At 63.0% G+C, this 22,776-nt stretch carries 20 protein-coding genes and 1 other RNA gene; 10 read left to right on the forward strand and 11 right to left on the reverse strand.

Translation table 11 applies throughout. From position 1 onward, the window contains the following. Nucleotides 1-12: 12 nt before the first annotated feature. The 8 genes from FJ423_RS18585 to ffs all read right to left on the reverse strand — a co-directional run bounded on the left by FJ423_RS18585 (nucleotide 13) and on the right by ffs (nucleotide 8,848). On the reverse strand, nucleotides 13-1,080 hold the full coding sequence (locus FJ423_RS18585; RefSeq protein ID WP_140843758.1) for an ABC transporter permease: 1,068 nt from the start codon (nucleotides 1,078-1,080) through the stop codon (nucleotides 13-15). Between the two features lie 18 nt (nucleotides 1,081-1,098). Then, on the reverse strand, nucleotides 1,099-2,733 hold the full coding sequence (locus FJ423_RS18590; RefSeq protein WP_181174836.1) for an ABC transporter substrate-binding protein: 1,635 nt from the start codon (nucleotides 2,731-2,733) through the stop codon (nucleotides 1,099-1,101). 271 nt (nucleotides 2,734-3,004) lie between these two features. Next, nucleotides 3,005-4,282 (reverse strand): lytic murein transglycosylase, encoded by a 1,278-nt coding sequence (locus FJ423_RS18595; protein WP_140843762.1) that lies wholly within the window; start codon nucleotides 4,280-4,282, stop codon nucleotides 3,005-3,007. Between the two features lie 191 nt (nucleotides 4,283-4,473). Next, a complete protein-coding gene (gene recR / locus FJ423_RS18605; RefSeq protein WP_140843764.1) occupies nucleotides 4,474-5,079 on the reverse strand; it encodes a recombination mediator RecR in 606 nt (201 codons plus the stop codon). A 201-nt stretch (nucleotides 5,080-5,280) separates the two neighbouring features. Then, nucleotides 5,281-6,267: a cell wall hydrolase gene (locus FJ423_RS18610; RefSeq protein ID WP_140843766.1), complete on the reverse strand. Its 987-nt coding sequence runs from the start codon at nucleotides 6,265-6,267 to the stop codon at nucleotides 5,281-5,283. Between the two features lie 217 nt (nucleotides 6,268-6,484). Then, nucleotides 6,485-6,808 carry a YbaB/EbfC family nucleoid-associated protein gene (locus FJ423_RS18615; RefSeq protein WP_095765991.1) on the reverse strand — a complete coding sequence of 108 codons (324 nt, stop codon included), beginning with the start codon at nucleotides 6,806-6,808 and terminating at the stop codon, nucleotides 6,485-6,487. A gap of 22 nt (nucleotides 6,809-6,830) precedes the next feature. Next, the gene (locus FJ423_RS18620) at nucleotides 6,831-8,645 is read right to left on the reverse strand and encodes a DNA polymerase III subunit gamma/tau (RefSeq protein ID WP_140843768.1); all 1,815 of its coding nucleotides are present in this window, start codon (nucleotides 8,643-8,645) and stop codon (nucleotides 6,831-6,833) included. Nucleotides 8,646-8,751: 106 nt separating this feature from the next. Further along, an RNA gene (gene ffs / locus FJ423_RS18625) (signal recognition particle sRNA small type) lies at nucleotides 8,752-8,848 on the reverse strand. A gap of 183 nt (nucleotides 8,849-9,031) precedes the next feature. Here ffs and FJ423_RS18630 point away from each other — a divergent pair. The 3 genes from FJ423_RS18630 to FJ423_RS18640 are packed head-to-tail and all read left to right on the forward strand — an operon-like array spanning nucleotide 9,032 to nucleotide 10,750. Next, nucleotides 9,032-9,451 (forward strand): HIT family protein, encoded by a 420-nt coding sequence (locus FJ423_RS18630; RefSeq protein ID WP_140629353.1) that lies wholly within the window; start codon nucleotides 9,032-9,034, stop codon nucleotides 9,449-9,451. 44 nt (nucleotides 9,452-9,495) lie between these two features. Continuing rightward, on the forward strand, nucleotides 9,496-10,437 hold the full coding sequence (gene nudC, locus FJ423_RS18635; RefSeq protein ID WP_140843770.1) for an NAD(+) diphosphatase: 942 nt from the start codon (nucleotides 9,496-9,498) through the stop codon (nucleotides 10,435-10,437). A 10-nt stretch (nucleotides 10,438-10,447) separates the two neighbouring features. Then, nucleotides 10,448-10,750: a Dabb family protein gene (locus FJ423_RS18640; RefSeq protein ID WP_140843772.1), complete on the forward strand. Its 303-nt coding sequence runs from the start codon at nucleotides 10,448-10,450 to the stop codon at nucleotides 10,748-10,750. 130 nt (nucleotides 10,751-10,880) lie between these two features. On the opposite strand, the gene FJ423_RS18645 is transcribed toward FJ423_RS18640, so the two are convergent. Together FJ423_RS18645 and FJ423_RS18650 are read right to left on the reverse strand one after the other, a co-directional pair. After that, the gene (locus FJ423_RS18645; protein WP_140843774.1) at nucleotides 10,881-11,744 is read right to left on the reverse strand and encodes a prephenate dehydratase; all 864 of its coding nucleotides are present in this window, start codon (nucleotides 11,742-11,744) and stop codon (nucleotides 10,881-10,883) included. Between the two features lie 9 nt (nucleotides 11,745-11,753). Beyond that, nucleotides 11,754-12,482: a 3-deoxy-manno-octulosonate cytidylyltransferase gene (locus FJ423_RS18650; RefSeq protein ID WP_140843776.1), complete on the reverse strand. Its 729-nt coding sequence runs from the start codon at nucleotides 12,480-12,482 to the stop codon at nucleotides 11,754-11,756. Between the two features lie 193 nt (nucleotides 12,483-12,675). On the opposite strand from FJ423_RS18650, the gene FJ423_RS18655 reads away from it, so the two are divergent. From FJ423_RS18655 to FJ423_RS18685, 7 genes are all read left to right on the forward strand, one after another. After that, nucleotides 12,676-13,347, forward strand: coding sequence for a cytochrome c family protein (locus tag FJ423_RS18655; protein WP_140687576.1), 672 nt, complete (start codon nucleotides 12,676-12,678; stop codon nucleotides 13,345-13,347). 257 nt (nucleotides 13,348-13,604) lie between these two features. After that, nucleotides 13,605-15,485 carry an extracellular solute-binding protein gene (locus FJ423_RS18660; RefSeq protein WP_140843778.1) on the forward strand — a complete coding sequence of 627 codons (1,881 nt, stop codon included), beginning with the start codon at nucleotides 13,605-13,607 and terminating at the stop codon, nucleotides 15,483-15,485. Continuing rightward, on the forward strand, nucleotides 15,485-17,362 hold the full coding sequence (locus tag FJ423_RS18665) for an extracellular solute-binding protein (protein WP_140843780.1): 1,878 nt from the start codon (nucleotides 15,485-15,487) through the stop codon (nucleotides 17,360-17,362). Before FJ423_RS18660 ends, FJ423_RS18665 begins: the two co-directional genes overlap by 1 nt. Nucleotides 17,363-17,392: 30 nt before the next feature. Then, complete coding sequence (locus tag FJ423_RS18670) at nucleotides 17,393-18,487, forward strand: microcin C ABC transporter permease YejB (RefSeq protein ID WP_095766000.1); 1,095 nt, start codon at nucleotides 17,393-17,395, stop codon at nucleotides 18,485-18,487. Then, complete coding sequence (locus FJ423_RS18675) at nucleotides 18,487-19,626, forward strand: ABC transporter permease (protein ID WP_140843782.1); 1,140 nt, start codon at nucleotides 18,487-18,489, stop codon at nucleotides 19,624-19,626. Before FJ423_RS18670 ends, FJ423_RS18675 begins: the two co-directional genes overlap by 1 nt. Next, nucleotides 19,623-21,251 (forward strand): ABC transporter ATP-binding protein, encoded by a 1,629-nt coding sequence (locus tag FJ423_RS18680; RefSeq protein WP_140843784.1) that lies wholly within the window; start codon nucleotides 19,623-19,625, stop codon nucleotides 21,249-21,251. The genes FJ423_RS18675 and FJ423_RS18680 overlap by 4 nt, the downstream gene beginning before the upstream one ends. Before the next feature lie 40 nt (nucleotides 21,252-21,291). Continuing rightward, on the forward strand, nucleotides 21,292-22,233 hold the full coding sequence (locus tag FJ423_RS18685) for a glyoxylate/hydroxypyruvate reductase A (protein WP_140843786.1): 942 nt from the start codon (nucleotides 21,292-21,294) through the stop codon (nucleotides 22,231-22,233). Here FJ423_RS18685 and FJ423_RS18690 read toward each other — a convergent pair. Further along, nucleotides 22,230-22,760 carry an AAA family ATPase gene (locus FJ423_RS18690; protein ID WP_140843788.1) on the reverse strand — a complete coding sequence of 177 codons (531 nt, stop codon included), beginning with the start codon at nucleotides 22,758-22,760 and terminating at the stop codon, nucleotides 22,230-22,232. The two genes, FJ423_RS18685 and FJ423_RS18690, sit on opposite strands and share 4 nt — an antisense overlap. Nucleotides 22,761-22,776 lie beyond the last annotated feature (16 nt).

The raw sequence follows: 22,776 nt of genomic DNA on the forward strand, positions 1-22,776 counted from the left end.
CAATAGCTCCGATCATCCGGTCTTCGTCCTTGGATCGAGCAGCCGGTAGAGCAGATCGGAGAAAAGGTTGATGGCGATGAAGACCGAGCCGATGGCAATGGTGCCGCCGAGCACGGCGTTCATGTCGGCGTTCTGCAGCGAGTTGGTGATGTAGAGGCCGATGCCGGGCCAGGAGAAGACGGTCTCGGTCAGCACCGAGCCTTCGAGGAGGTTGGCGTAGGAAAGCGCGATCACAGTCACCATCGGCACGGCGGCGTTGCGCAGCGCGTGGCCCCAGATGATGCGCGTCTCCGACAGGCCTTTCGCACGGGCCGCGACGATATATTCCTGCGCCAGCTCGTTCAGCATGAAGGAACGCGTCATGCGGCTGATATAGGCAAGCGACAGGTAGCCGAGCAGCGAAGCCGGCAGGACGATGTGGCGCCAGGCGTCGTAGAAGACGTCCCACTGCCCCTGGATCGCGGCGTCGAGCAGATAGAAGCCAGTGATAGGCGTGAAGGTATATTCGTAGACGACATCGAGCCGCGCCGGAAACGCGATCCACTGCAGCTTGGCGTAGAACAGCACCAGCCCGAGCAGACCCAGCCAGAAGATCGGCACGGAATAGCCGATGAGGCCGACGATGCGGGCGATCTGGTCGATGAGGCTGCCGCGCTTGACGGCGGCCAGCACGCCGAGCGGCACGCCGATGACAGCGCCGATGATCGTGCCCAGCGTCGCCAGCTCGATGGTCGCCGGGAAAACGCGGCGGATATCGGTCATCACCGGATTGGTGGTCAGCACCGACGTGCCGAAGTCGCCGCTCAGCGCACTTTTGACATAGAGGTAGAACTGCTCGATCCAGGGCAGGTCGAGACCCATCTCGCGGCGCGTGCGCTCGACGACGGCAATAGGAGCGCGGTCGCCGAGCACGGCCAGAACCGGATCGATCGGGATGACGCGGCCGATGAAGAAGGTCACCGCGAGCAGGCCGAGATAGGTCGTCACCGCGACGACCAGGAAGCGGCCGAGCGACGACAGGACGGCAACAGCGCGGGCGCTGCCGCGCCCCGCTGCCGCCTGGTTTTCGGCTACGCTCACGCGGCGCGCCCGAAGACACTATTGCTTGGAGACCGCACCGACGAAGTTGGTGTCGAAGCTCGGGCCGAGCGCGAAGCCCTTGAGGTTCTTGCGCAGGCCGGCCACTTCCAGCTGCTGATGGATGATGACGAAGGGGCTGGTGTCGAGGATCTTCTTCTGCAGATCCTTGTACATGTCGGCGCGCTTGGCGGCGTCCTTCTCCAGAAGCGCTGCTTCCGTTTCCTTGGTCAGGTCCGGAATGTCCCACGAATTGCGCCAGGCGAGCGTGTGGGACTTGCCGGCATCCGAATTGTCGGGGTTCGAGGCGAAGGTCTGGGCGTTGGAGTTCGGGTCGAAATAGTCCTGGCCCCAGTTGCCGATGTAGATGTCGTGGTTGCGGGCGCGGTATTTGGTCAGCGTCTGCTTACCGTCTCCCGGAATAATCTCCAGCTTGATGCCGGCCTGGCCGAGCGTCTGCTGGATCGATTCCGCCATGCCGGTGGTCGGCTGTCCAGTGCGCACGTCCATGGTCACCTTGAAGCCGTCCGGCAGGCCGGCCTTGGCAAGCAATTCCTTGGCTTTGGCGACGTCGAGCTTGAACGGGTTATCGTCGATGGCGCCGAGATCGCCCTTGGGCAGGAAGGACTGGTGGATTTCGCCGATGCCCTTGAGGATGGTGGTGCTGAGCGCGTCGTAGTCGACCAGATATTTGAACGCCTGGCGCACCTCGGGCTTGGCGAGGTTCGGGTTCTTCTGGTTGAGGCTGATGTAATAGACCGTGCCCTTCGGCGCGCTGGTGGTGGTGAGATCGGCGTTCTTGGCAATGGCATCAAGGTCGTTCGGCTCGAGATTGCGGGCGACGTCGATATCGCCGGCTTCGAGCGCCAGGCGCTGTGCCGAGCTTTCCTTCATGTTGCGGTAGATGACGCGGGCGAGCTTGGCCTTCTCGCCGTTGTAGTTGTCGTTGCGCTCCAGGACGACGGCCTCGTTGGCGCGCCATTCGCGCAGCTTGAACTGACCGGAGCCGGCATAGCCGGTCTTCAGCCAGGCATTGCCGAAATCGTTGTCCCATTTGTAGTCGGCGCTCGGCGTGGCGGCGGCGACATGTTCCTTGACCAGCTTGGCGTCCACGACCGACGCGACGGTGGCCGACAGGCAGTTGAGCACGAAGCTTGGCGCATAGGCCTTGTCGACGACGAACTGGAAGGTGGTGTCGTCGACGGCCTTGGCCTTTTCGGTGACGTTGTCGCCGGTAATGCCGAACTGGTTGATGATGAAGGCCGGGCTCTTGTCGAGCTTGACGGCGCGTTCGAAGGAATAGGCGACGTCGGCGGCGGTGATCGGATTGCCGGAGGCGAATTTCATGCCGGGCTTCAGCTTGAACGTATAGGTCAGGCCATCATCGGAAACGGTCCAGCTCTCGGCGAGGTCGGGCTTGACCTTGGAGGTGTCGTTGAGATCGAGGCGGACCAGAAGATCATAGGTGTTGCCGGTGACCTCGGCCGTCGACAGCTCGAACGCTTCGCCCGGATCCATCGAGATGATGTCGTCGATGGCAAAGCCCTCGACCAGCGTATCGGCGGGCGTGACCGCGAAAGCGGGCGCGACGAGCAGCGCGGACAGCGCGGCGCCGGCAAGCAAGGCGCGCGAGCGGAGAGCAAACTTTTCCAGCATCATAGTGATCGTTCCCTGTTTTGTTGACCTGAGTTCCCGGCTCAGGGCTGTATTGTTCTTTGCAAGGCCGGCTGCGGCTTTGACCCCTTACCGTCGTGTTTTTTGTCCAGTTGGTCAACACCCTATTCAGCGGTTCTCGAACCGGCAACGGACATTTTGCGAGACGCTATATCGGGGGACCAGACGAGCCGTATGAGTCGACCCATGCGCCGGCTAATTAAAGCCGCCAATCCGCAAAAAATTATCAGCTCCGTCCCTTGCGAGGCAGACGCTATTTCAACTGCGCGACTAGGCCCGCATCGGGAAAGCAGGTGGCGGGCTTGCCGTTCTTTGCCTGCCAGATGCCGATGGAGCGACGGGTCTTGAAGCCGGGCAGGCCGTCGGCGCTGCCGACATCGTAGCCCTTGGCCTCCAGCGCCCGCTGCAGGGCGGCGATATCGGAGCGGTGGAGATCGCCGACCGCGCCCCAGCCGCCGACAAAGGCGGCGTCGCCCTTGGCGATGCGATCGGCGGCATGACCGATGAACAGGCCGTAGAGATCGCTGTTGTTGTATTGCTTCAGCACATAGAAGTTCGGCGTCACGACGAAGGCCGGACCGCTGCGCCCGGCCGGCATCAGCAGCAAGCCCTCGGCCTTCAATTCGCTCGCCGCAAATGCCTTGCCGTCGACGCGCCTGATGCCCATCGCCACCCAATCGGAGATCCTCTTGCCCCGGTCGGGTCCTTCGAGCGAGCACGACACATTTGCCGGCACCGTCACCTCGGCCCCCCAGCCGCGCTCCCTCACCCAGCCATAATGGACGAGATAGTTGGCGATCGAGGCGAGCACATCGGGCGTCGAATTCCAGATGTCGGGCCGGCCGTCGCCGTCGAAATCGACGGCGTGCTTCAAGAAGGAGGTCGGCATGAATTGCGGCTGGCCGAGCGCACCAGCCCAGGACGATTTCATCGCATTGACCGGCGCCAGCCCGCGCTCGACGATTTCGAGCGCCGCCAGCACCTCGGTGCGGAAGAAATCCTTCTTGGTCGACATGAACGCCTTGGTGCCCAGCACCTCGAAGGCGTCGTAAGGCATCTTGGCCGCGCCGAATCCGGTCTCGCGGCCCCAGATCGCCAGCACGATCTCGCCCGGAACGCCATAGCGCTTCTCGATCAGCCCGAGCGTCCGGGCATTGGCGCTCTCGCGCGTCCTTCCGCCCGAGGTGACGGCCCGAACGACCTTCTCGGCGAAGTAGCTGGCCGGCGGGCCGAACTCGGCCTGATGCTGCTTCTCAGGCGTCGTCGGCTTCTCGCCGGGCAGGACGAGATCGGGCAGTTTCAGGTTCGGCTTCACGCCGAGGAAGGCGGCGTCGAAGGTCTTCTTGGAGATGCCTTTGGACTTGGCTTCGGGCCAGAGGTCGGTCTGCAGCCAGGCCTGGAACTGGTCGTCGATGGGGGCGGCATGGGTGGGGGTGGTGAGGAGAAGAGCGAGAAACGTCGCTAGGAAGGAAAGAATAGCCAGCCTGAAATGCTGGCGTTCCTTCACACCCCCCTCTGTCCTGCCGGACATCTCCCCCGCAAGGAGGGAGATCAGATGTCGCGCAGGCTTTCGCCAATCGCCGACGTGGGGATAAAAGCGCCGGCAAAGAAACTGCCAATCTCCCCCCTTGCGGGGGAGATGCCCGGCAGGGCAGAGGGGGGTGTGACGGAGCGCAGCATCTCGAGGAATAACATCTGTCACGCGCGCCCTCTCCAGTCCCCTCAAAACGCCGTCCTCGACCGCAACGCCGCGGCCAGCGTGCCTTCGTCGAGGTAATCGAGCTCGCCGCCCACCGGCACGCCATGCGCGAGCCGCGTCACCTTGACCTCGAATCCCGACAGTTGGTCGGTCAAATAATGCGCCGTCGTCTGCCCCTCGACCGTGGCGTTGACGGCAAGGATGACTTCCTTCACCTCGCCGCCGGCGATCCGGTCGACCAGCGAGCGGATGTTGAGCTGGTCGGGACCGATACCGTCGAGCGGCGACAGCGTGCCGCCGAGCACGTGATAGCGCACGTTCATCGCCGCCGCGCGCTCCAGCGCCCAAAGGTCCGAGACGTCTTCAACGACGATCAGCGTGCCGGCGTCGCGGCGTGGGTCGGTGCAGATCATGCAAGGATCGGCGGTATCGACATTGCCGCAGGTCGAGCAGATGCGCACCTTGTCGACCGCTTCGCTCATGGCGGCAGCCAGGGGCTCGAGCAGCTGTTCCTTCTTCTTGATGAGATGAAGCGCTGCGCGCCTGGCCGAGCGCGGCCCTAGCCCCGGTACCTTGGCCAGGAGCTGGATCAGGCGTTCGATTTCCGGACCGGCGATTCTCTTCGACATCGCCCTGATCTAGAGCAATTCCAGGAAAAGTGCGAAGCGGTTTTCCGTCCGGAATTGCGTGCAAGGGAAAAGATGGATCAGTTCGCCGCTTCTTAAAACGGTGGACTGATCCAGGATTTTTCAGAGCGGTTTGGAACAGCCAGCAAGGGCACAGGCCCCGCCATGCTGCCATGGCGGAGCCTGTATTGGATGAAATCGGGTTCAGTTGGTTTCGAGCGGCCGATCCTGGCTGGCGATCATCGCGCCGATGGCGTCGGTGTTCTCAGGCGTCGACTGGAAGCCCATCGACGCTTCCTGCGGCGCGCTGGGCACCGAAGAGACGTAACGGCCCTTGAGCGTGCCGCCGAAACGCGAGGCGTCCGGCTCGGCCATCGGCTCCTGCATCGCCACGACCGTCGGCTTCTGCGCGAGGCGGCCGGACTTGGCAGAAGATGGAACGGAAGCCGTCACATAGGTCTGTTCGGCGGAAGCGTCTTCGGTCCGCGCGGCCGCAGCCAAGGCCGCCTGCTTCGCCGGGTCCGGACGGACGATCGTCCTGACGATCGGCTCGGCGGAAGCCACGAGCACCGGAGCGGCGGCCGTGGGCTGCTGCCGGCCAGACTTCTGCTGGTCGCCCACGTTCATGGCGACCATCGGCTCATCCGGCAGCGGCTGCCAATTGCGGCCGCGCTTCTCATAGAAGGCGTTGCCGCCGGCAACCATGGTGTAATGCATGTTCTTGTAGGGAAAACGCAGGCCGGCGGTGTGGAAATACATCGTGTTCTTGAGCTTGGCCTTGCGTTCGCCTCTCAGCACAGCATCGGCCGCCTCCTCGACATCCGGCAGGGCCCTTGAATTCATCGGCCGAGTCATGACGCCCGGAGCAAACTGGCCCGGCTCGCCGACAACTTGACAGATGGTGTTGCCGTGCTGGCCCGAGCGAAGACGGTTCATGACGACCGTGCCCACCGCGATCATGCCGTCGCGGCTCGACCTGTTGGATTCGAAGAACATTGCCCTTTGCAAGCATTCCTTGTCCTTCAGCGAGTGGCCGGAGGAACGCGTGAGGAAGCTCGGCGTAAGGGCATCGGTCAGACCCGACACCGACATGCCATGGGAGGAAGTGGTCTGGCTGCAACCGGCCAGGAGCAAGGGGGAAGTGACGATGCCGATAAGCAGCAGCGGCGTCTTCCATCGCGTCGCGATCACCAAAAAAGCCTCATGTCCAGATGCCAGCCCGCCCCGAGATGTGGCAAGAATGAGACTCTTTCGGGCAAAAAGATGGCTAGAGGGTTAGCAACTTCTGGACTTGGGTAAAACTTTATGAATGCCGCGAAATGAGCCCGTGAGCATTGCCGGCAAAATGGTTAATATTGCAGGCTGGACTCAATTTCCGTTCATAATCAATTAACTGGCGGACACCGCCTCAGAAAGGCAATTTCATTCCGGGCGGGATCGGCAAGCCTGCCGTCAACGCCTTGGTCTTCTCCTGCATGATCTGCTCAACCTTATTTTTGGCGTCATTGTGGGCGGCCAGGATGAGGTCCTCCAGTATTTCGGCTTCGTCCGCCTTGATCAAAGACGGATCGATCTTCAGCGTCTTCATTTCGAACTTGCCGGTCAGCGTGATGCTGACCAGACCGCCGCCGGCCTGGCCGGTGGCTTCAAGCGTGGCGATCTCGTCCTGCATGGCCTGGAACTTGGCCTGCATTTCCTTCGCCTTGCCCATCAGGCCGAGAAGATCTTTCATCGGTTGGTCCTCTAAAAATGTTTCAGGTCTCGTCGTCATCGGCCGCCGGCTCGACCGGCAGGTCCGCCTCGGCTTCATCCACTTCCGGCACGTCCGGGATGCGCACATCGATAATCTTGGCGCCAGGGAAACGGGCGAGAATGGCCGCGACGGTCGGGTCGCTCTTGGCATCGGAGAAAGCGTTCTCGCGCTTCGTCGTCTCCATCTCGGCCAGTGTCTGGCCGCCCTCTTCCTTCGACAGCGACACCAGCCAGTTGCGCCCGGTCCAGGCGCGCAGCTTGGCGGTGAGGTCGTTGAGCAGCATCTTCGGCGCGTCGTTAGTCAAGGCAACGTCGAGCCGGCCGGGCTCGATGCGAACCGGCCGCACGCAGCGTTTCAGCAGCACCTTGAAGGCCATGTCGCGATTGGCGTCGGCAAGCGCAACGATGTCGGCCAGCGATTTCACTGGAACGACAGGCGCCTCGGCGACCGGCTCCGGCGCGGGAACGAAGGTCTCCGGCACAGGCTGCGCCTCGACCAGGCGCATCGTCTGCGCGCCGCCGGGGGAAGCTGGCACCCGGGTCTGCGCGACAGCACTTGCGCTGCCATTGCCGGACCCCGCGGGTGCTCCGTTGGCGCGCGGCGCGGCATTCGACTGCGGGGCCGCACCTTCCAGCGATTTCAGCGCCTCGTCCAGCGTCGGCAGGTCGGCGGCATGCGCCAGGCGGATCAACACCATTTCGCCGGCGCTGACCGGGCGGTTAGAGGACTGCACCTCAGGAATACCCTTGAGCAGCATCTGCCAGGTCCGCGACAACACGCGCACGGAAAGCGTGCCGGCGAATTCGGCGCCGCGCCGGCGCTCATCCTCGGAAAGCGAAGCATCGTCGGCTGCCGCCGGCACGAAGCGCAGGCGGGTGACGAGGTGGTTGAACTCGGCAAGATCGGTAAGCACGGCGGCCGGATCGGCGCCGGTGTCGTATTGCGCGCGGAATTCGGCCAAGGCCGCTGCGGCATCGCCCTTCATGACATGCTCGAACAGGTCGATGATGCGGGCGCGGTCGGCAAGGCCGAGCATGGCTCGCACCGCCTCGGCGCTGACCGTGCCGCTGCCATGGGCGATCGCCTGGTCGAGGATGGAGAGCGAATCGCGCGCCGAGCCTTCGGCGGCCCGCGCGATCATCGCCAGCGCCTCGTCGTCGACGGTAATACCTTCCTTGGCCGCGATCGAAGACAGATGCCCGACAAGCGCGCCGGCATCGATGCGGCGGAGATCGAAGCGCTGGCAACGCGACAGGACCGTTATCGGAACCTTGCGTATCTCGGTGGTGGCGAAGATGAATTTGACGTGCGGCGGCGGCTCTTCCAGCGTCTTCAGCAGGCCGTTGAAGGCCTGGGTGGAGAGCATGTGCACTTCGTCGATGATGTAGACCTTATAGCGCGCCGAGACCGGTGCGTAGCGCACCCGGTCGATGATGTCCCTGATGTCGTCGATGCCGGTATGTGAGGCGGCGTCCATCTCGATGACGTCGACATGGCGGCCTTCCATGATCGCCTGGCAATGCTCGCCGAGAATCGAAAGATCGACGGAGGGCTGGTCGACGGTCGGGGTTTTGTAGTTCAGGGCCCGCGCCAGGATGCGCGCGGTCGTCGTCTTGCCGACACCGCGCACGCCGGTCAGCATCCAGGCCTGGGCGATGCGGCCGGTGGCAAAGGCGTTGGTCAGCGTGCGAACCATCGGCTCCTGGCCGATCAACTCGGAGAAATTCGAAGGGCGGTATTTGCGCGCCAGGACGCGATAAGCGGCGGCCTTGCCAGTCTCCAGGCTTTGTGGCCCCAAATTTCCGGCTTCGCTCATTCGCCGTCAAAAGCTCCCAGGACCGCGACGGAAGGCGGCCGATTCCTGCGCATAGTCTCACCCGCACGGCTTGGCGCCGTCAATGTCGGGGGAGAAAGGCGAAGAGGTGGGAGGCTGGAACAATGACCCGTTCCGGGCTCGTTAGGGCTGCTTCCTTCCGGACCTGACCCGGTTGGCGAGTGGATCGTCCACCACCAACCTCCCGCGCTCCATATCGGCAATTCGGCAGCGAAATGCAAGGGCCGAGCCGGAACCCGCAACCGCATCGAAGGCGGAAAGTCCTTCAAATCGATAATGGCGGTCAATGAATCGCTTGCAGCCACCCTGCCGCCGCTCTAGCGTTCCTGGTTTGGAAAATGCTTGCAACAAAAGCGAAGGAAACGCTCATGCTGCCGGGCCTCGAGGCCGGATTCACGCTGGACGCCCGGCTGGAGGCGGACAGCGAGCAGCTTATGTGGCTTGGCCTTTGCGAGCTCAGGCTGATGAACGACCGCCGCTGGCCATGGCTGGTTCTGGTGCCGCAGCGGCCGGGCGTGGAGGAAATTCACGACCTGACGCCGCTCGACCAGGCGATGCTGACCTTCGAGACCAATATGGTGGCGCAGGCGCTGAAGCGGGTGACCGGATGCACCAAGATCAACACCGGCGCGCTCGGAAACATCGTGCGTCAGCTGCATGTCCACGTCGTCGCCCGCTCGGAGGGCGATCCCGGCTGGCCGGGACCGGTCTGGGGCTATGGCATACGCGAGCCCTACCAGCGCTCCGATATCAGGCGGTTTGCCGAAACGATCAAGGCGGCGCTATAAGCTGACCAGTGTCCATTCCGCACATCGAGCCCACCCGAGTCTCCATGAGCTTTCACCTGTTCGACGCGCCCTTGCGCGAGCCCAGCCAATTCGTCGGTTTCGCCGGCAACCGGATCGATCGGCAGTCCGAGAACCGCGCCGACGATGCGGTCGAAAAAGCGCTGGCCGACCAGGCCGCGCGGCTGATGCTGATGCATGCCGGCCGGCTCTATCTCAAACTTGAGGATGGCACGTTCGACCCCTGGTTCAGGACGGATGAGAGTGGAGCTTTCGAGGCCGCACTCGATCGCGGCGTGCTGCTCGGCTTCTCTGACAGCGGGCCGGTGCTGGCCGTGCCCGCCGGCATCGAGCCGGAAAAGCTGCCCGAGACGATCAAGGCGATCGACTATCGTTCCGTCTATATGCAAGGGCTGGTCGACGAGGCGGCGGCCGGCGCGCTGGCGCAAGGCGCGGCGCTGCTTGCCTGGCACGTAAGCCATGCCTTCTGTTCCAAATGCGGCAACCGCTCGGAGATGCGCGCCGGCGGCTACCGGCGCCATTGCCCTGCCTGCGGCACCGACCATTTCCCGCGCACCGATCCGGTGGCAATCATGCTGACGGTGACGCGCGAGAAATGCCTATTGGGGCGCGGCAGGCATTTCGCGCCGGGCATGTATTCGGCGCTTGCAGGCTTCATCGAGCCGGGCGAGACAATCGAGGCGGCGGTACGGCGCGAGACGCTCGAAGAGGCCGGCATCCGGCTCGGCCGCGTCGTCTACCACGCCAGCCAACCCTGGCCGTTCCCCTATTCGCTGATGATTGGTTGTTTCGGCGAGCCCCTTAACGAGGATATCCAGGCCGACCTCAACGAGCTGGAGGACTGCCGCTGGTTCTTCCGCGACGAGGTGCGCTCCATGCTCGACAGGCAGCATGCCGACGGCTTGATTACACCGCCGAAAGGGGCGATCGCCCATCACCTCATCCGCGCCTGGGTCGACAGCGAATAGGAGCCGAGACATGATCCGCCACACCGTCGTGTTCACGCTGAAGCATCCGCTGCAATCGCTGGAGACGAAGCGCTTCCTCCACGATGCGAAGAAGATCCTGACCGGGATCAAGGGCGTCACGCATTTCGAGCAGTTGCGGCAGGTGAGCCCGAAGAACGACTACCAGTTCGGCTTCTCGATGGAATTCGCCGACCAGGCGGCCTACACGCGCTACAACGAGCACCCCGACCATGTCGCCTTCGTGCGCGACCGCTGGGTGCCCGAGGTCGAGAAGTTCATGGAGATTGACTACGTGCCGCTGGGGTTCGGCTGAAAATTCAGGTGAGGCCGGCCTGCAAATGGCGGCCCCCTGCGCTTCCGGTGCTCACGTACTTCAAGTACGCTCCGCTCCGGTTCTCGGAGGCCACCATTTTCAGCTCGGCCTGACCTGAATTGGGCTGGCGCTAATCCGCGACCTTCCACTGCTCGCGCGAGGCGCTGGCCGGATAGACGCCGAGGATGCGCATCTCGCGCGAGAAGAAGCGCAGCTCGTCCAGCGCCAGCTTGACCAGCGGATCGTCCGGGTGGCCCTCGATGTCGGCGTAGAACAGCGTCGCGGTGAAGGCACCAAGCTGGTAGCTCTCCAACTTGGTCATGTTGATGCCGTTGGTGGCGAAGCCGCCCATGGCCTTATAGAGCGCGGCCGGGACGTTGCGGACACGGAAGATGAAGGTCGTCATCATCTTTGCGTCCGGCGCGGGGCGCTCCACCCATTGCTTGTTCTTGGTCAGCACGACGAAGCGGGTGACGTTGGAATCGGTGTCCTCGACATTCTTCTCAATGATGTTGAGCCCATAGAGCTCGGCCGCCAGAGCCGGCGCCAGCGCGGCCATGGTGCGGTCCTTCACCTCCGACACCATCTTGGCCGAACCCGCCGTGTCGCCGGCGACCACCGGCTTCCAGCCGTTCTTGCGGATATATTTGCGGCACTGGCCGAGCGCGTGGATATGGCTGTGGACGGTCCTGATCTCTTCGCGCTTCACGCCCGGCAGCACCATGAGCTGGAAGTGGATCGGCAGGAAGTATTCGCCGACGATGTGCAGCTTCGATTCCGGCAAGAGGTGGTGGATGTCGGCAACGCGCCCGGCGATCGTGTTCTCGATCGGGATCATGGCGAGCTCGGCCTTGCCGGTCTCGACCGCATTGAAGGCATCCTCGAAGGTCGGGCAAGGCAACGGCTCCATCGACGGGAACATGTTGCGGCAGGCCGTGTCGGAATTGGCGCCGGGCTCGCCCTGGAAGGAAATTCTGTTGGTCTTGTCAGCCATGCCGATATCTCAATTTGAAAGGATCTGTCTTGCCCGCTCGAGATCATGCGGCGTATCGACGCCGAGCGGCACGGAATGGACGATCTCGACGTCGATGCGCATGCCGGCTTCCAGCGCGCGCAGCTGCTCCAGCCGCTCGCGACGCTCCAGCGGCGACGGCTTCAGCGCGACGAAACGTTCCAGCGCGGCGCGCCGATAGGCATAGAGGCCGATGTGGTGGTAGAGCGGCCCCTCGCCCCAGGGCGCGGTGGCGCGGGTGAAGTAGAGCGCTTTCAGCCGTGTCGACGACAGCGGCGAGCCGACGATCTTGACGACATTGGGATTGGTCTTCTCCTCGTCGCGCACGATCTCGACGCCGAGCGTGGCGATATCGACCGATTTGTCCTCAAACGGCCGCAGCGACGCGCCGATGATTTCGGGGGCGATGGTCGGCAGATCGCCCTGGACGTTGACGATCGTTTCCACCTGCTTTTCGGGGTCGAGCGCCGTCAGCGCCTCGAAGATGCGGTCGGAGCCCGATTCGTGATCCGCGCGGGTCATGACAGCCTCGAAACCATGCGCCCGCACTGCCTGTGCGACCGCTTCCGTGTCGGTCGCCACCACCACGCGACCAAGCCCGGCCTCGGCTCCGCGCCGGGCGACATGGACGATCATCGGTACGCCCGCAATGTCGGCCAGCGGCTTGCCCGGCAGGCGCGTCGAGGCCATGCGGGCGGGGATCAGGATCAAGGTCGACATCGGATTTCAGGGCAGCCGAAAAAAGCGGATGGAAAAGTGGCAAAAGGTCTCACTGGAAGCGCCCTTATAGGTGTTGCAACGCCAGAGCAAAAGACCTAGTTTCCGCGCGGTTTGACTGGCCTTTCAGGGCAGTTCGCGATACCGACGGACGGAGTGGACGGGACGGTCCGCCGGAAAAGGGAGCAAGGGGCGTATGGATTCCAACGAAGTCAACAAGCTGCTCGGCGGATTTCTTGGAACCTGCTTCATCGTCTTTTCCATAGGCCTCGTCTCGGACGGGCTGTTCGCCTCGCCGACGCCCGAAAAGCCCGGCTTCGCCATCGAAGCGCAGGAACCGACCGAAGGCGGTCCGGCTGCTCCCGCGGCGGAAGCCAAGCCGATCGCCGACCTGCTCGCCACCGCCAACGCAGAGGCGGGCGCCGCGATCTTCAAGAAGTGCCAGGCCTGCCATTCCGGCGAAAAGGGCGGTCCGAACAAGGTCGGTCCGGATCTTTGGGACATCGTCGACCGCCCCGTCGCCGAGCATGAAGGCTTCGCCTATTCGGCCGGCATGAAGGATTTCTCCAAGGGCGGCCAGGAGCACTGGACGTACGACAATCTCAACCACTTCATCACCTCGCCGAAGAAGTTCGTGAAGGGCACGGCGATGGGCTTCGCCGGCCTGCCGAAGGATGAAGACCGCGCCAATGTGATCGCCTATCTGCGCACGCTGTCGGACAATCCGAAGCCGCTGCCGCAGCCGGGTGCTTCGGCGGAAGCCAAGCCGGCGGAAGGTGCCGCACCCGCGAAGCCCGCCGAAGGCGCCGCGCCGGCCAAGCCGGCCGAGGGAACCGCTCCGGCCAAGCCCGCCGCGCCCGCTCAATAAACAATTTGTCATAGAGACTTCCTTGGAAAAGCCGGGTTCGTCCCGGCTTTTCTGTTAGGAAAGCTGCATGGAGCGCGACAAAGGCGGCACTTGCGGTTTCCACCCGCGTCAAATGATCTAGATTGCGGGTGGACAGAGCAATTCCACGAAAGCGGGAACCGGGTTTCCGTCCGGAATTGCGTCGAAACAAAGCGATAGAGCGGTTGTCGTTTCCGGGAAACGATGAACCGCTCTGGAGTTCGCGACGAGGAGAACGCATGAAGGTTGGCCGCTTCCGCACGCTTTTCGCATCGGCATTCGCGCTTGCCTTCGCCGCCAGCCTGCAGGCCGGCTTCGCCGATGAATGGCGCACGACATCGTCGCTGATCGGACCTTCAAAGTATGGCGAGAATTTTCAGCATTACGACTACGTCAATCCGGATGCGCCGAAGGGCGGCACCTACAATGCCGTCGCTGCAGGGACCTTCGACAGCTTCAATCCCTTCATAGTGCAAGGGTCACCCGCTGCTGGCTTCGCCGATTTTGGTGGCAGCCTGCTTTACGACACGCTGATGGAACAGGCTACTGATGAAGGCAGTGTGAGCCACCCCCTGATCGCAGACGCCTTCAAGTATCCTGCCGATTTTTCCTCAGCCACCTACCGACTCGATCCTCGTGCAAAATGGCATGACGGCAAGCCGATCACCGTCGACGACGTGGTCTGGTCATTCCAGGTGCTGAAGGCCAACAGCCCCAGATACAATCGCTATTTCGAGAACGTGACCGAGGCGGTCGCGGTCTCGGACCGCGAGGTCGAGTTCCATTTCAACCAGAAGGGCAACCGCGAGCTGCCCAAGATCCTCGGCGATCTCGTCGTCTTGCCGAAGCACTGGTGGGAAGGCACGGACGCCAGCGGCAAGAAGCGCGACATCACAAGGCCGACGCTCGAGCCGCCACTGGGCTCCGCGGCCTACAAGATCGCCAGCTTCAAGCCAGGCTCGGAAATCGTCTGGCAGCGCGTGCCGGACTATTGGGGCGCCAAGCTGCCGGTGAAGATCGGCCGCGAGAATTTCGACACCCAGCGCTTCACCTACATCCTTGACGACAACGCTGCCTGGCAGGCCTTCACAAAAGGTGGGCTGGACGACATCCACCGCGAAATGAGTTCGCGCAAATGGGCAACGGCCTATGACTTTCCGGCCTTCAAGGGCGGCGATGTGATCAAGAAGACCTTCGAAAGCGAACATGCGCAGCCCATGCAGGGCTTCGTGTTCAACCAGCGGCGAGCACTTTTCCAAGATCGTCGGGTGCGTGAGGCGCTGACCCAGCCCTTCGATTTCGAGACGATGAACAGGACGCTGTTTTTTGGCTTCAACACCAGAACGTCGAGCTATTTCCAAGGCACCGAACTGGCGTCGAGCGGCCTGCCGCAAGGCAAGGAACTGGAAATCCTGGAAAAATATCGCGACAAGCTGCCGCCCGAATTGTTCACTCAGGAGTTCAAGCTACCTGTGTATGACTCACCGCAAGCGGAGCGGAAACATCTTAAGCGGGCCGTTGATCTCCTTGCTCAGGCCGGCTGGCAGATCAAGGGCGGCAAGATGATCAACACAAAGTCCGGCGAGCCGCTTAAGTTCGAGATACTCGGTTCGAACGACACCGACCAAGTCATCTCCAGCCCTTACATCGCTAACCTGCGCAAAATAGGGATCGACGCGACCCTACGCATCATCGACCAGACCCAGTACATCAACCGGATCAACCACTTCGACTTCGATATGGTAACGACGGTGCTTCAGCAATCTGAATCGCCCGGCAACGAGCAACGCGAATTCTGGAGTTCGAAGGCAGCAGACGCCCCAGGCTCGCGTAACCTGATGGGCATTAAGGACCCGGTCGTAGACGCCCTGATAGATCGGATCGTTTTTGCCAGCGACCGCGCCGATCTTATCGCCGCCACCCACGCCCTTGACCGGGTGCTCTTGTGGAACTTCTACGTCCTGCCGCAGTACCATCGCACCGCTGTCTGGTACGCCTACTGGAACAAATTCGGCATGCCGGATAAGCAGCCCAGCTACCGCGGCGCCGATATCGATTCCTGGTGGATCGACACGGCCAGGGAAAAGGCACTGGCCGCCAAGTACAAAGGCCTCAATTGATGGAGCGGCGGACTTTGCTTCCTCGCCGCGACTTCCTGGCGCTCGGCGCCGCGGCCACGGCGGCCGCGTTGCTGCCGGGCCGGGCCTTTGCCGATACCCCGACCGGCGTCAAGCTGCATGGCCTGTCGGCCTTCGGCGACCTGAAATACAAGCCCGACTTCGCCCATTTCGACTATGTCAATGTCGATGCGCCGCAAGGCGGCACCTTCAACTTCTCGCCGCCCAACTGGGGCGCCAACCAGAGCCCGCAGACCTTCAACACGCTGAATTCGTTCGTCCCCAAGGGCGATTCCCCGCAACGCATGGAAATGTGCTTCGATTCCCTGATGGTGCGGGCGCTTGACGAGCCGGATGCGGCCTATGGATTGATCGCCGAAAGTGTCACGATCTCGGACGACCGCAACACCTTCACCTTCTCGCTGCGCCCGCAGGCGCGCTTCCATGACGGGACGCCGCTCACCGCCGACGATGTTGCCTTCACCTTCAAGCTGCTGAAAGACAAAGGGCATCCGGACTACGCGCTGTCACTGACGCATCTGGAAGATGCCGTGGCGAAGGACACCCACACGGTCGAGCTCAAATTCTCGGGCAAGCAGTCGGCCCGCACCATCCTCAACGTCGTCGGATTCCCTATCCTTTCGAAGGCCTTCTTTACGGCCAACCCGTTCGATTCCTCGCAGCTCAATCCGCCGCTCGGCTCAAGCGCCTACAAGGTCGGGCGCTGGTCGGCGGGCGCCTGGATCGAATATGAGCGGGTGGCCGACTATTGGGGCAACGACCTGCCGGTCAATCGCGGCCTGAACAATTTCGGGCGCATCCGCATCGAATTCTACCAGGATCGCACCGCCGGGTTCGAGGCCTTCAAGAAGGGCGAGATCCTCTACCGCGAGGAATTCACGTCGCGCGTCTGGGCGACGGCTTACGATTTTCCGGCCTTTACCGCCGGCAAGGTGATCAAGCATGAGTTCCCGGCTGAAACCACGCCATCCATGCAGGCCACCGCGGTCAACCAGCGGCGTGAGCAGTTCAAGGATCCACGCGTGCGGCAAGCGATCGCGCTCTGCTTCGATTTCGAATGGACACGGCGCAACTTCTTTTATGGTTCCTATGAGCGCTCGCAATCCTGCTTCGAAAAATCCGACTTCCGGGCCGCGGGCATGCCGACGCCGCAGGAACTGGCGCTGCTTGAGCCGCTGCGCGACCAGCTGCCGGCGGAGACATTCGGCGAAGCGGTGACGCAACCGCCGTCGGACGGCTCAGGGCGGGACCGGAAGCAACTGAGCGCGGCATTGAAGTTGCTCGCTCAGGCCGGCTGGAAACGCTCCGGTGATTTCGTGGTCAACGACAAGGGCGGGCGGCTGGCCGCCGAATTCCTGGTCGACGACGAGACTTTTGTGCAGGTCTATTCGCCCTGGGTCGCCAACATGAAGGCCATCGGCATCGATGCCTCGATCCGCCTGGTGGATTCGGCGCAGTACCAGCTCAGGCAATCGACATTCGATTTCGACCTGCTCTCGGCCGCCTTCAATTTCAGCGCCACGCCGACCCGCGACGATCTGGAAATTTTCTTCCACTCGCGCAGCGCCACCGTATCGGGCTCGCGCAACCTGTCGGGCGTTGCAAGCCCCGCAGTCGATGCGCTGATCGATGCCGTCGGCGCGGCCAAGGATCGTGAAAGCCTGACCACCGCCATGCGCGCGTTGGACCGGGCCTTGCGCGCGCGGCGCGATTGGATTCCAAGTTGGTATCTGGCGAATCACCGAAGCGCCTATTGGGACATGTTCGGCTTCCCCGAACAGAAACCCGATTTCGGCTTTCCGGTCGAGGCGCTGTGGTGGTTCGACAAGGGCAAGGCGGCAAAGATTGGCAAAGCCTGACATCACTGTTCGCGCGGGGCCCGTCGCCTGATGGGCGCCTATATCCTGCGCCGCATTCTCCTGATGATCCCGACGCTGTTCGGCATCATGGCGATCTCCTTCGCGGTCATCCAGTTCGCCCCGGGCGGGCCGGTCGAGCAGGTGATCGCCCGGCTGACCAACCAGGGCGGCAACGACCGCCTCGGCAGCGGTGGCGGCGACGCCGGCGGCGGCAATTTCGACGTGGCCGGCGATGTCGGCTCGAAATATCGCGGCGCGCAGGGGCTCGATCCCGAATTCATCAAGAAGCTGGAAAAGCAGTTCGGCTTCGACAAGCCGCCGCTCGAGCGCTTCGGCATGATGCTGTGGAACTATATCCGCTTCGATTTCGGCGACAGCTATTTCCGCGATATCTCGGTGCTGAACCTGATCCTGGAGAAGATGCCCGTCTCCATCTCCATCGGCCTCTGGATCACGCTTTTATCCTACCTGATCTCGATCCCGCTCGGCATCCGCAAGGCGGTGAAGGACGGCTCGACCTTCGACGTTTGGACCAGCGGTGTCGTCATCGTCGGCTATGCCATTCCAGGCTTCCTGTTCGGCATCATGCTCATGGTGCTGTTCGCGGGCGGTTCGTTCTGGGACTGGTTTCCGCTGCGCGGCATCGTCTCTGACAATTGGGATCAGCTGTCTTGGCCCGCCAAGATCGCAGACTATTTCTGGCACATGACGCTGCCGCTGACGGCGCTCGTGCTCTCGGCTTTCGCGACGACCACCCTGCTCACCAAGAACTCCTTCCTCGAAGAAATCCGCAAGCAATATGTGGTGACGGCGCGCGCCAAGGGGCTGTCGGAGCACAAGGTGCTCTACGGCCACGTGTTCCGCAACGCCATGCTGATCGTCATCGCTGGTTTTCCCGGCGCCTTTATCTCGGCCTTCTTCACCGGCTCGCTGCTGATCGAGAACATCTTCTCGCTCGACGGCCTCGGCCTGCTCGGCTTCAAGTCGGTGATCGACCGCGACTATCCGGTGGTGTTCGCCACCCTCTACATCTTCTCGCTGCTCGGCCTGTTCGTCGGCCTTCTGTCCGACCTGATCTACACCTGGGTCGATCCGCGCATCGACTTCGAGCGGAGAGACATCTGATGGCCGAGGCCGCGATCGAAAGCGCGCAGGCCCGGCCCCGCAGGCCATTTCTGTCGCCGCTCAACCAGCGGCGGTTGCAGAATTTCAAGGCCAACCGGCGCGGCTACTGGTCGCTCTGGATCTTCCTGTTGCTGTTCGTGCTGTCGCTGTTTTCCGAGCTGATCGCCAACGACAAGCCGATCGTCGCCTCCTACAAGGGCGAGATCCTGTTTCCGGTCCTGGTCGCCTATCCGGAGGAGAAGTTCGGCGGTTTCTATGCCGTCACCGACTATCGCGATCCGGTGATCCAGGACGAGATCAACTCCAATGGCTGGATGATCTGGCCACCGGTCCGCTACTCCTATCAGACGGTCAACAACGCCATTCCGGAACCGGCGCCGGCAAAGCCGTCCTGGCTTTACGACAAGAAGACGCGCTGCAGCCAGTACCCGCAAGGCGAGGCCGACGCCAACTGCACCGTCGGCAACTGGAACTGGCTGGGCACGGACGACCAGGCCCGCGACGTGCTGGCGCGGGTACTCTATGGCTTCCGCATCTCGGTTCTGTTCGGCCTGATCCTGACGCTCGGGTCATCGCTGATCGGCGTCGCGGCCGGCGCGGTGCAAGGCTATTTCGGCGGCTGGACCGACCTTCTCTTCCAGCGTTTCATCGAGATCTGGTCGGCGATCCCGGTTCTCTATCTGCTGCTCATCATCTCGGCCATCCTGCCGCCCGGCTTCTTCATCCTGCTCGGCCTGATGCTGTTGTTTTCATGGGTGGCGCTGGTCGGCGTGGTGCGGGCAGAATTCCTGCGCGCGCGCAACTTCGAATATGTCAACGCGGCGCGCGCGCTGGGCGTGCCGAACCTCACCATCATGTTCCGCCACCTGTTGCCGAACGCCATGGTGGCGACGCTGACCTTCCTGCCCTTCCTGCTCTCGGGCTCGATCTCGACGCTGACCTCGCTCGACTATCTCGGCTTCGGCCTGCCGCCGGGCTCGGCCTCGCTCGGCGAATTGCTGAAACAGGCGCAGCGCAACCTCAACGCCCCCTGGCTCGGCATCTCCGGCTTCATCGTGATCTCGCTGATGCTGTCGCTGCTGGTCTTCATCGGCGAGGCGACGCGTGACGCCTTCGATCCGCGCAAGACGTTCAAATGAGCCAAGCCCTGCTTTCCGTCCAAGACCTGAGCGTCGCCTTCGCGCAAGGCGGCAAGCAGGCGATCGCTGTCGACCATATCTCATTCGACATCGCCAAGGGCGAGACGCTGGCCCTGGTGGGCGAATCCGGCTCGGGCAAATCGGTTTCGGCGCTGTCGGTGCTGAAGCTCCTGCCCTATCCCGCCGCCAGCCATCCGTCGGGCAGGATCCTGTTCAGTGGGGCCAACCTGCTTGCCATGGACGAGAAGGCGTTGCGCGGCGTGCGCGGCAACAAGATCACCATGATCTTCCAGGAGCCGATGACCTCGCTCAACCCGCTGCACACGATCGAGCAGCAGATCGTCGAGGTGCTGCAATTGCATCAGGGCCTGCGCGACGCCCCGGCGCGCGCCCGCACGCTGGAACTGCTGACCGAGGTCGGCATCCGCGATCCGCAGAAACGCCTCGACGCCTATCCGCACCAGCTCTCCGGCGGCCAGCGCCAGCGCGTCATGATCGCCATGGCTCTGGCCAACGAGCCGGAGCTTCTGATCGCCGACGAGCCGACGACCGCGCTCGACGTCACCGTGCAGGCGCAGATCCTGGAACTGCTGGCGGAGCTCAAAGCCCGCAAGGGCATGTCGCTCCTGTTCATCACGCATGATCTCGGCATCGTGCGCAGGATCGCCGACCGCGTCTGCGTCATGACCAAGGGCAAGATCGTGGAGAGCGGCCCGACCAGGGAAATCTTCGCCAATCCGCGACATGACTATACAAAGCATCTGCTCGCAGCCGAGCCGAAGGGCAAGCCGCCCACAACCGACCCGGGCGCCAAATCCGTCATGACCGGCAAGGACATCAAGGTCTGGTTCCCGATCAAGAAGGGCTTCTTCCGGACCACGGTCGACCATGTGAAGGCCGTGGACGGCATCGACGTCACAGTGCGGGCCGGCCAGACCCTTGGCGTCGTCGGCGAATCCGGCTCGGGCAAGACGACGCTGGGGCTGGCGCTCGCGCGGATGATCTCCTCGACCGGTACGATCAATTTCAACGGACGCGACATCAACCAGCTGTCCTTCGGCGCCATGCGGCCGCTGCGGCGCGAATTGCAGATCGTCTTCCAGGATCCGTTCGGATCGCTCAGCCCGCGCCTGTCGGTTTCGGAGATCATCGAGGAAGGACTGAAGATCCACGAGCCGAAGCTCTCGGCCGACCAGCGCGACGACAAGGTGGTCGCCGTGCTGAAAGAGGTCGGCCTCGATCCCGAAACGCGCCACCGCTATCCGCATGAATTCTCCGGCGGCCAGCGCCAGCGCGTCGCCATAGGCCGCGCCATGGTGCTCAACCCGCGCTTCGTCATGCTCGACGAGCCGACCTCCGCGCTCGACATGAGCGTGCAGGCGCAGGTGGTCGACCTTTTGCGCAGCCTGCAGGCCAAGCACAATCTCGCTTACCTCTTCATCAGCCACGACCTCAAGGTCGTCCGCGCCCTTGCCAATGATGTCATCGTCATGCGCAATGGCCGGATCGTCGAGGCGGGACCTTCCGAGCAGATTTTCAGCAGCCCGCAAACCGATCATACGCGGGCGCTGATGGCGGCGGCCTTCAAGATCGAGACCGCGCCGACCGGCGTGGTCAGCGAGTAGCCGGACCCGCACCGGCGAAACAGGGAAGAAAAATCCGAGAATGGAAAAAGGCAAAATCCTGCTTGCCCTCACGGGCATCCACCCGCAGCGCTGGCACGAGCTGCTCTCGGCCGAGCGCGAGGTCGTGCTGGAGCCGAACGGCGCCGACGATCCTTCGATCACCTATGCGGTGGTGTGGAAGCAGAAGCCCAACCTTCTCAAGTCGCTGCCCAATCTGCGCGCCATCTTCTCGATCGGCGCCGGTGTCGACCATGTCTTTGCCGATCCAGGCCTGCCCGACGTGCCGATCGTCAAGATCGTCGCCGACAATCTTACCCAGCACATGGTCGAATATGTTGTCTGGCGCGTGCTCGACCACCATCGCCAGGCCTCGCTTTACCGGGCCCAGCAGCAAAAGAAGATCTGGCACGAGCCGTCGCAACGGGTGGCGGGCGACGTCTCCGTCGGCAGCATGGGGCTTGGCAGTCTTGGCCGCGCCGCGGCTTCGGCGTTGTTGTCGCTCGGTTTCGCCGTCAACGGATGGTCGCGCAGCGAGCGGGGGATGAAGGGCGTTTCGACCTATGCCGGCGAGGCGGGGCTGATCCCCTTCCTCAATGCCACTGACATCCTGGTTGTGCTCTTGCCGCTCACGCCGCAGACCCAGGGCATCGTCAATTACGGACTGCTCAAGGAACTGCGCCGGCGCAACGGGCTCGGCGGCGCCGTGCTGATCAATGCCGGGCGCGGACGGCTGCAGAAGGACGCCGACATTTTGCGCGCGCTGGACGACGGCACGCTGAAGGAAGCGAGCCTCGACGTGTTCGAGGTCGAACCGCTGCCGAAGACCAGCCCGCTGTGGAGCCATCCGAAAGTGTTCGTCACGCCGCATGCGGCGGCAACGTCGGACCCGGCGCACCTGGTGCCGATCATGCTTCGCCAGATGGCCGCCTTCGAGCGCGGCGAGAAGCTCGAGAACCTGGTTGACCGCGAGGCGGGGTATTAATCGGGAGTCAGACCCCAGTCGCGGAAGCGCTGCTTGATCGCCCGCAGCGAAGACAGCTGCAGCTTCGGCAGATCGAGCGCTTCGAACATCGCCCGGTATTTCCTGCGGTTTCGCGGCGTGGTGACGGCGATGTGGTGGATCATGTCCCATTTGATGCTGTCGCGCCCGCCTTCCAGAGCGCCGAGCCTGTCCTTCTCGAACAGCGTTCGCCTTAAATAGCGCAGAAGACTCGCGGCCGTGGAGATATCCAGCAGAATCAAGCCTGTCGCCCGCCGAAGTCGCTGCGGCATGCAAACCGAATAGTTCCCGTCCATCACCCAGCGCTCGCCGGCTATCGCGGCATCGTGCAGGGCAATGAATTCGGCCCTCGGACGCTGCTCCCAATCCGTATTGGGCAGATGAAAGAGCTGATCGAGGTGAACGGCTTCCAGGCCGCGCTTGCGCGCTATCGCGTCGGCAAGGGTGGACTTGCCGCTATTGGACGGGCCCAGGATGCAGATGCGGTCGCCGAGGTCTGAGAGGTTCATCGGGCGGTCTTTCAAG

Source organism: Mesorhizobium sp. B2-8-9 (assembly GCF_006439475.1).
Taxonomy (GTDB): Bacteria; Pseudomonadota; Alphaproteobacteria; order Rhizobiales; family Rhizobiaceae; genus Mesorhizobium.

Bases quoted from the DNA above. Each gene is read 5' to 3' on its own strand.
- FJ423_RS18590 (WP_181174836.1), bottom strand. From the start codon at position 2,733: ATGCTGGAAAAGTTTGCTCTCCGCTCGCGCGCCTTGCTTGCCGGCGCC.
- FJ423_RS18595 (WP_140843762.1), bottom strand. From the start codon at position 4,282: ATGTCCGGCAGGACAGAGGGGGGTGTGAAGGAACGCCAGCATTTCAGG.
- recR (WP_140843764.1), bottom strand. From the start codon at position 5,079: ATGTCGAAGAGAATCGCCGGTCCGGAAATCGAACGCCTGATCCAGCTC.
- FJ423_RS18615 (WP_095765991.1), bottom strand. From the start codon at position 6,808: ATGAAAGATCTTCTCGGCCTGATGGGCAAGGCGAAGGAAATGCAGGCC.
- FJ423_RS18620 (WP_140843768.1), bottom strand. From the start codon at position 8,645: ATGAGCGAAGCCGGAAATTTGGGGCCACAAAGCCTGGAGACTGGCAAG.
- FJ423_RS18630 (WP_140629353.1), top strand. From the start codon at position 9,032: ATGCTGCCGGGCCTCGAGGCCGGATTCACGCTGGACGCCCGGCTGGAG.
- nudC (WP_140843770.1), top strand. From the start codon at position 9,496: ATGAGCTTTCACCTGTTCGACGCGCCCTTGCGCGAGCCCAGCCAATTC.
- FJ423_RS18640 (WP_140843772.1), top strand. From the start codon at position 10,448: ATGATCCGCCACACCGTCGTGTTCACGCTGAAGCATCCGCTGCAATCG.
- FJ423_RS18645 (WP_140843774.1), bottom strand. From the start codon at position 11,744: ATGGCTGACAAGACCAACAGAATTTCCTTCCAGGGCGAGCCCGGCGCC.
- FJ423_RS18650 (WP_140843776.1), bottom strand. From the start codon at position 12,482: ATGTCGACCTTGATCCTGATCCCCGCCCGCATGGCCTCGACGCGCCTG.
- FJ423_RS18655 (WP_140687576.1), top strand. From the start codon at position 12,676: ATGGATTCCAACGAAGTCAACAAGCTGCTCGGCGGATTTCTTGGAACC.
- FJ423_RS18660 (WP_140843778.1), top strand. From the start codon at position 13,605: ATGAAGGTTGGCCGCTTCCGCACGCTTTTCGCATCGGCATTCGCGCTT.
- FJ423_RS18665 (WP_140843780.1), top strand. From the start codon at position 15,485: ATGGAGCGGCGGACTTTGCTTCCTCGCCGCGACTTCCTGGCGCTCGGC.
- FJ423_RS18670 (WP_095766000.1), top strand. From the start codon at position 17,393: ATGGGCGCCTATATCCTGCGCCGCATTCTCCTGATGATCCCGACGCTG.
- FJ423_RS18675 (WP_140843782.1), top strand. From the start codon at position 18,487: ATGGCCGAGGCCGCGATCGAAAGCGCGCAGGCCCGGCCCCGCAGGCCA.
- FJ423_RS18680 (WP_140843784.1), top strand. From the start codon at position 19,623: ATGAGCCAAGCCCTGCTTTCCGTCCAAGACCTGAGCGTCGCCTTCGCG.
- FJ423_RS18685 (WP_140843786.1), top strand. From the start codon at position 21,292: ATGGAAAAAGGCAAAATCCTGCTTGCCCTCACGGGCATCCACCCGCAG.
- FJ423_RS18690 (WP_140843788.1), bottom strand. From the start codon at position 22,760: ATGAACCTCTCAGACCTCGGCGACCGCATCTGCATCCTGGGCCCGTCC.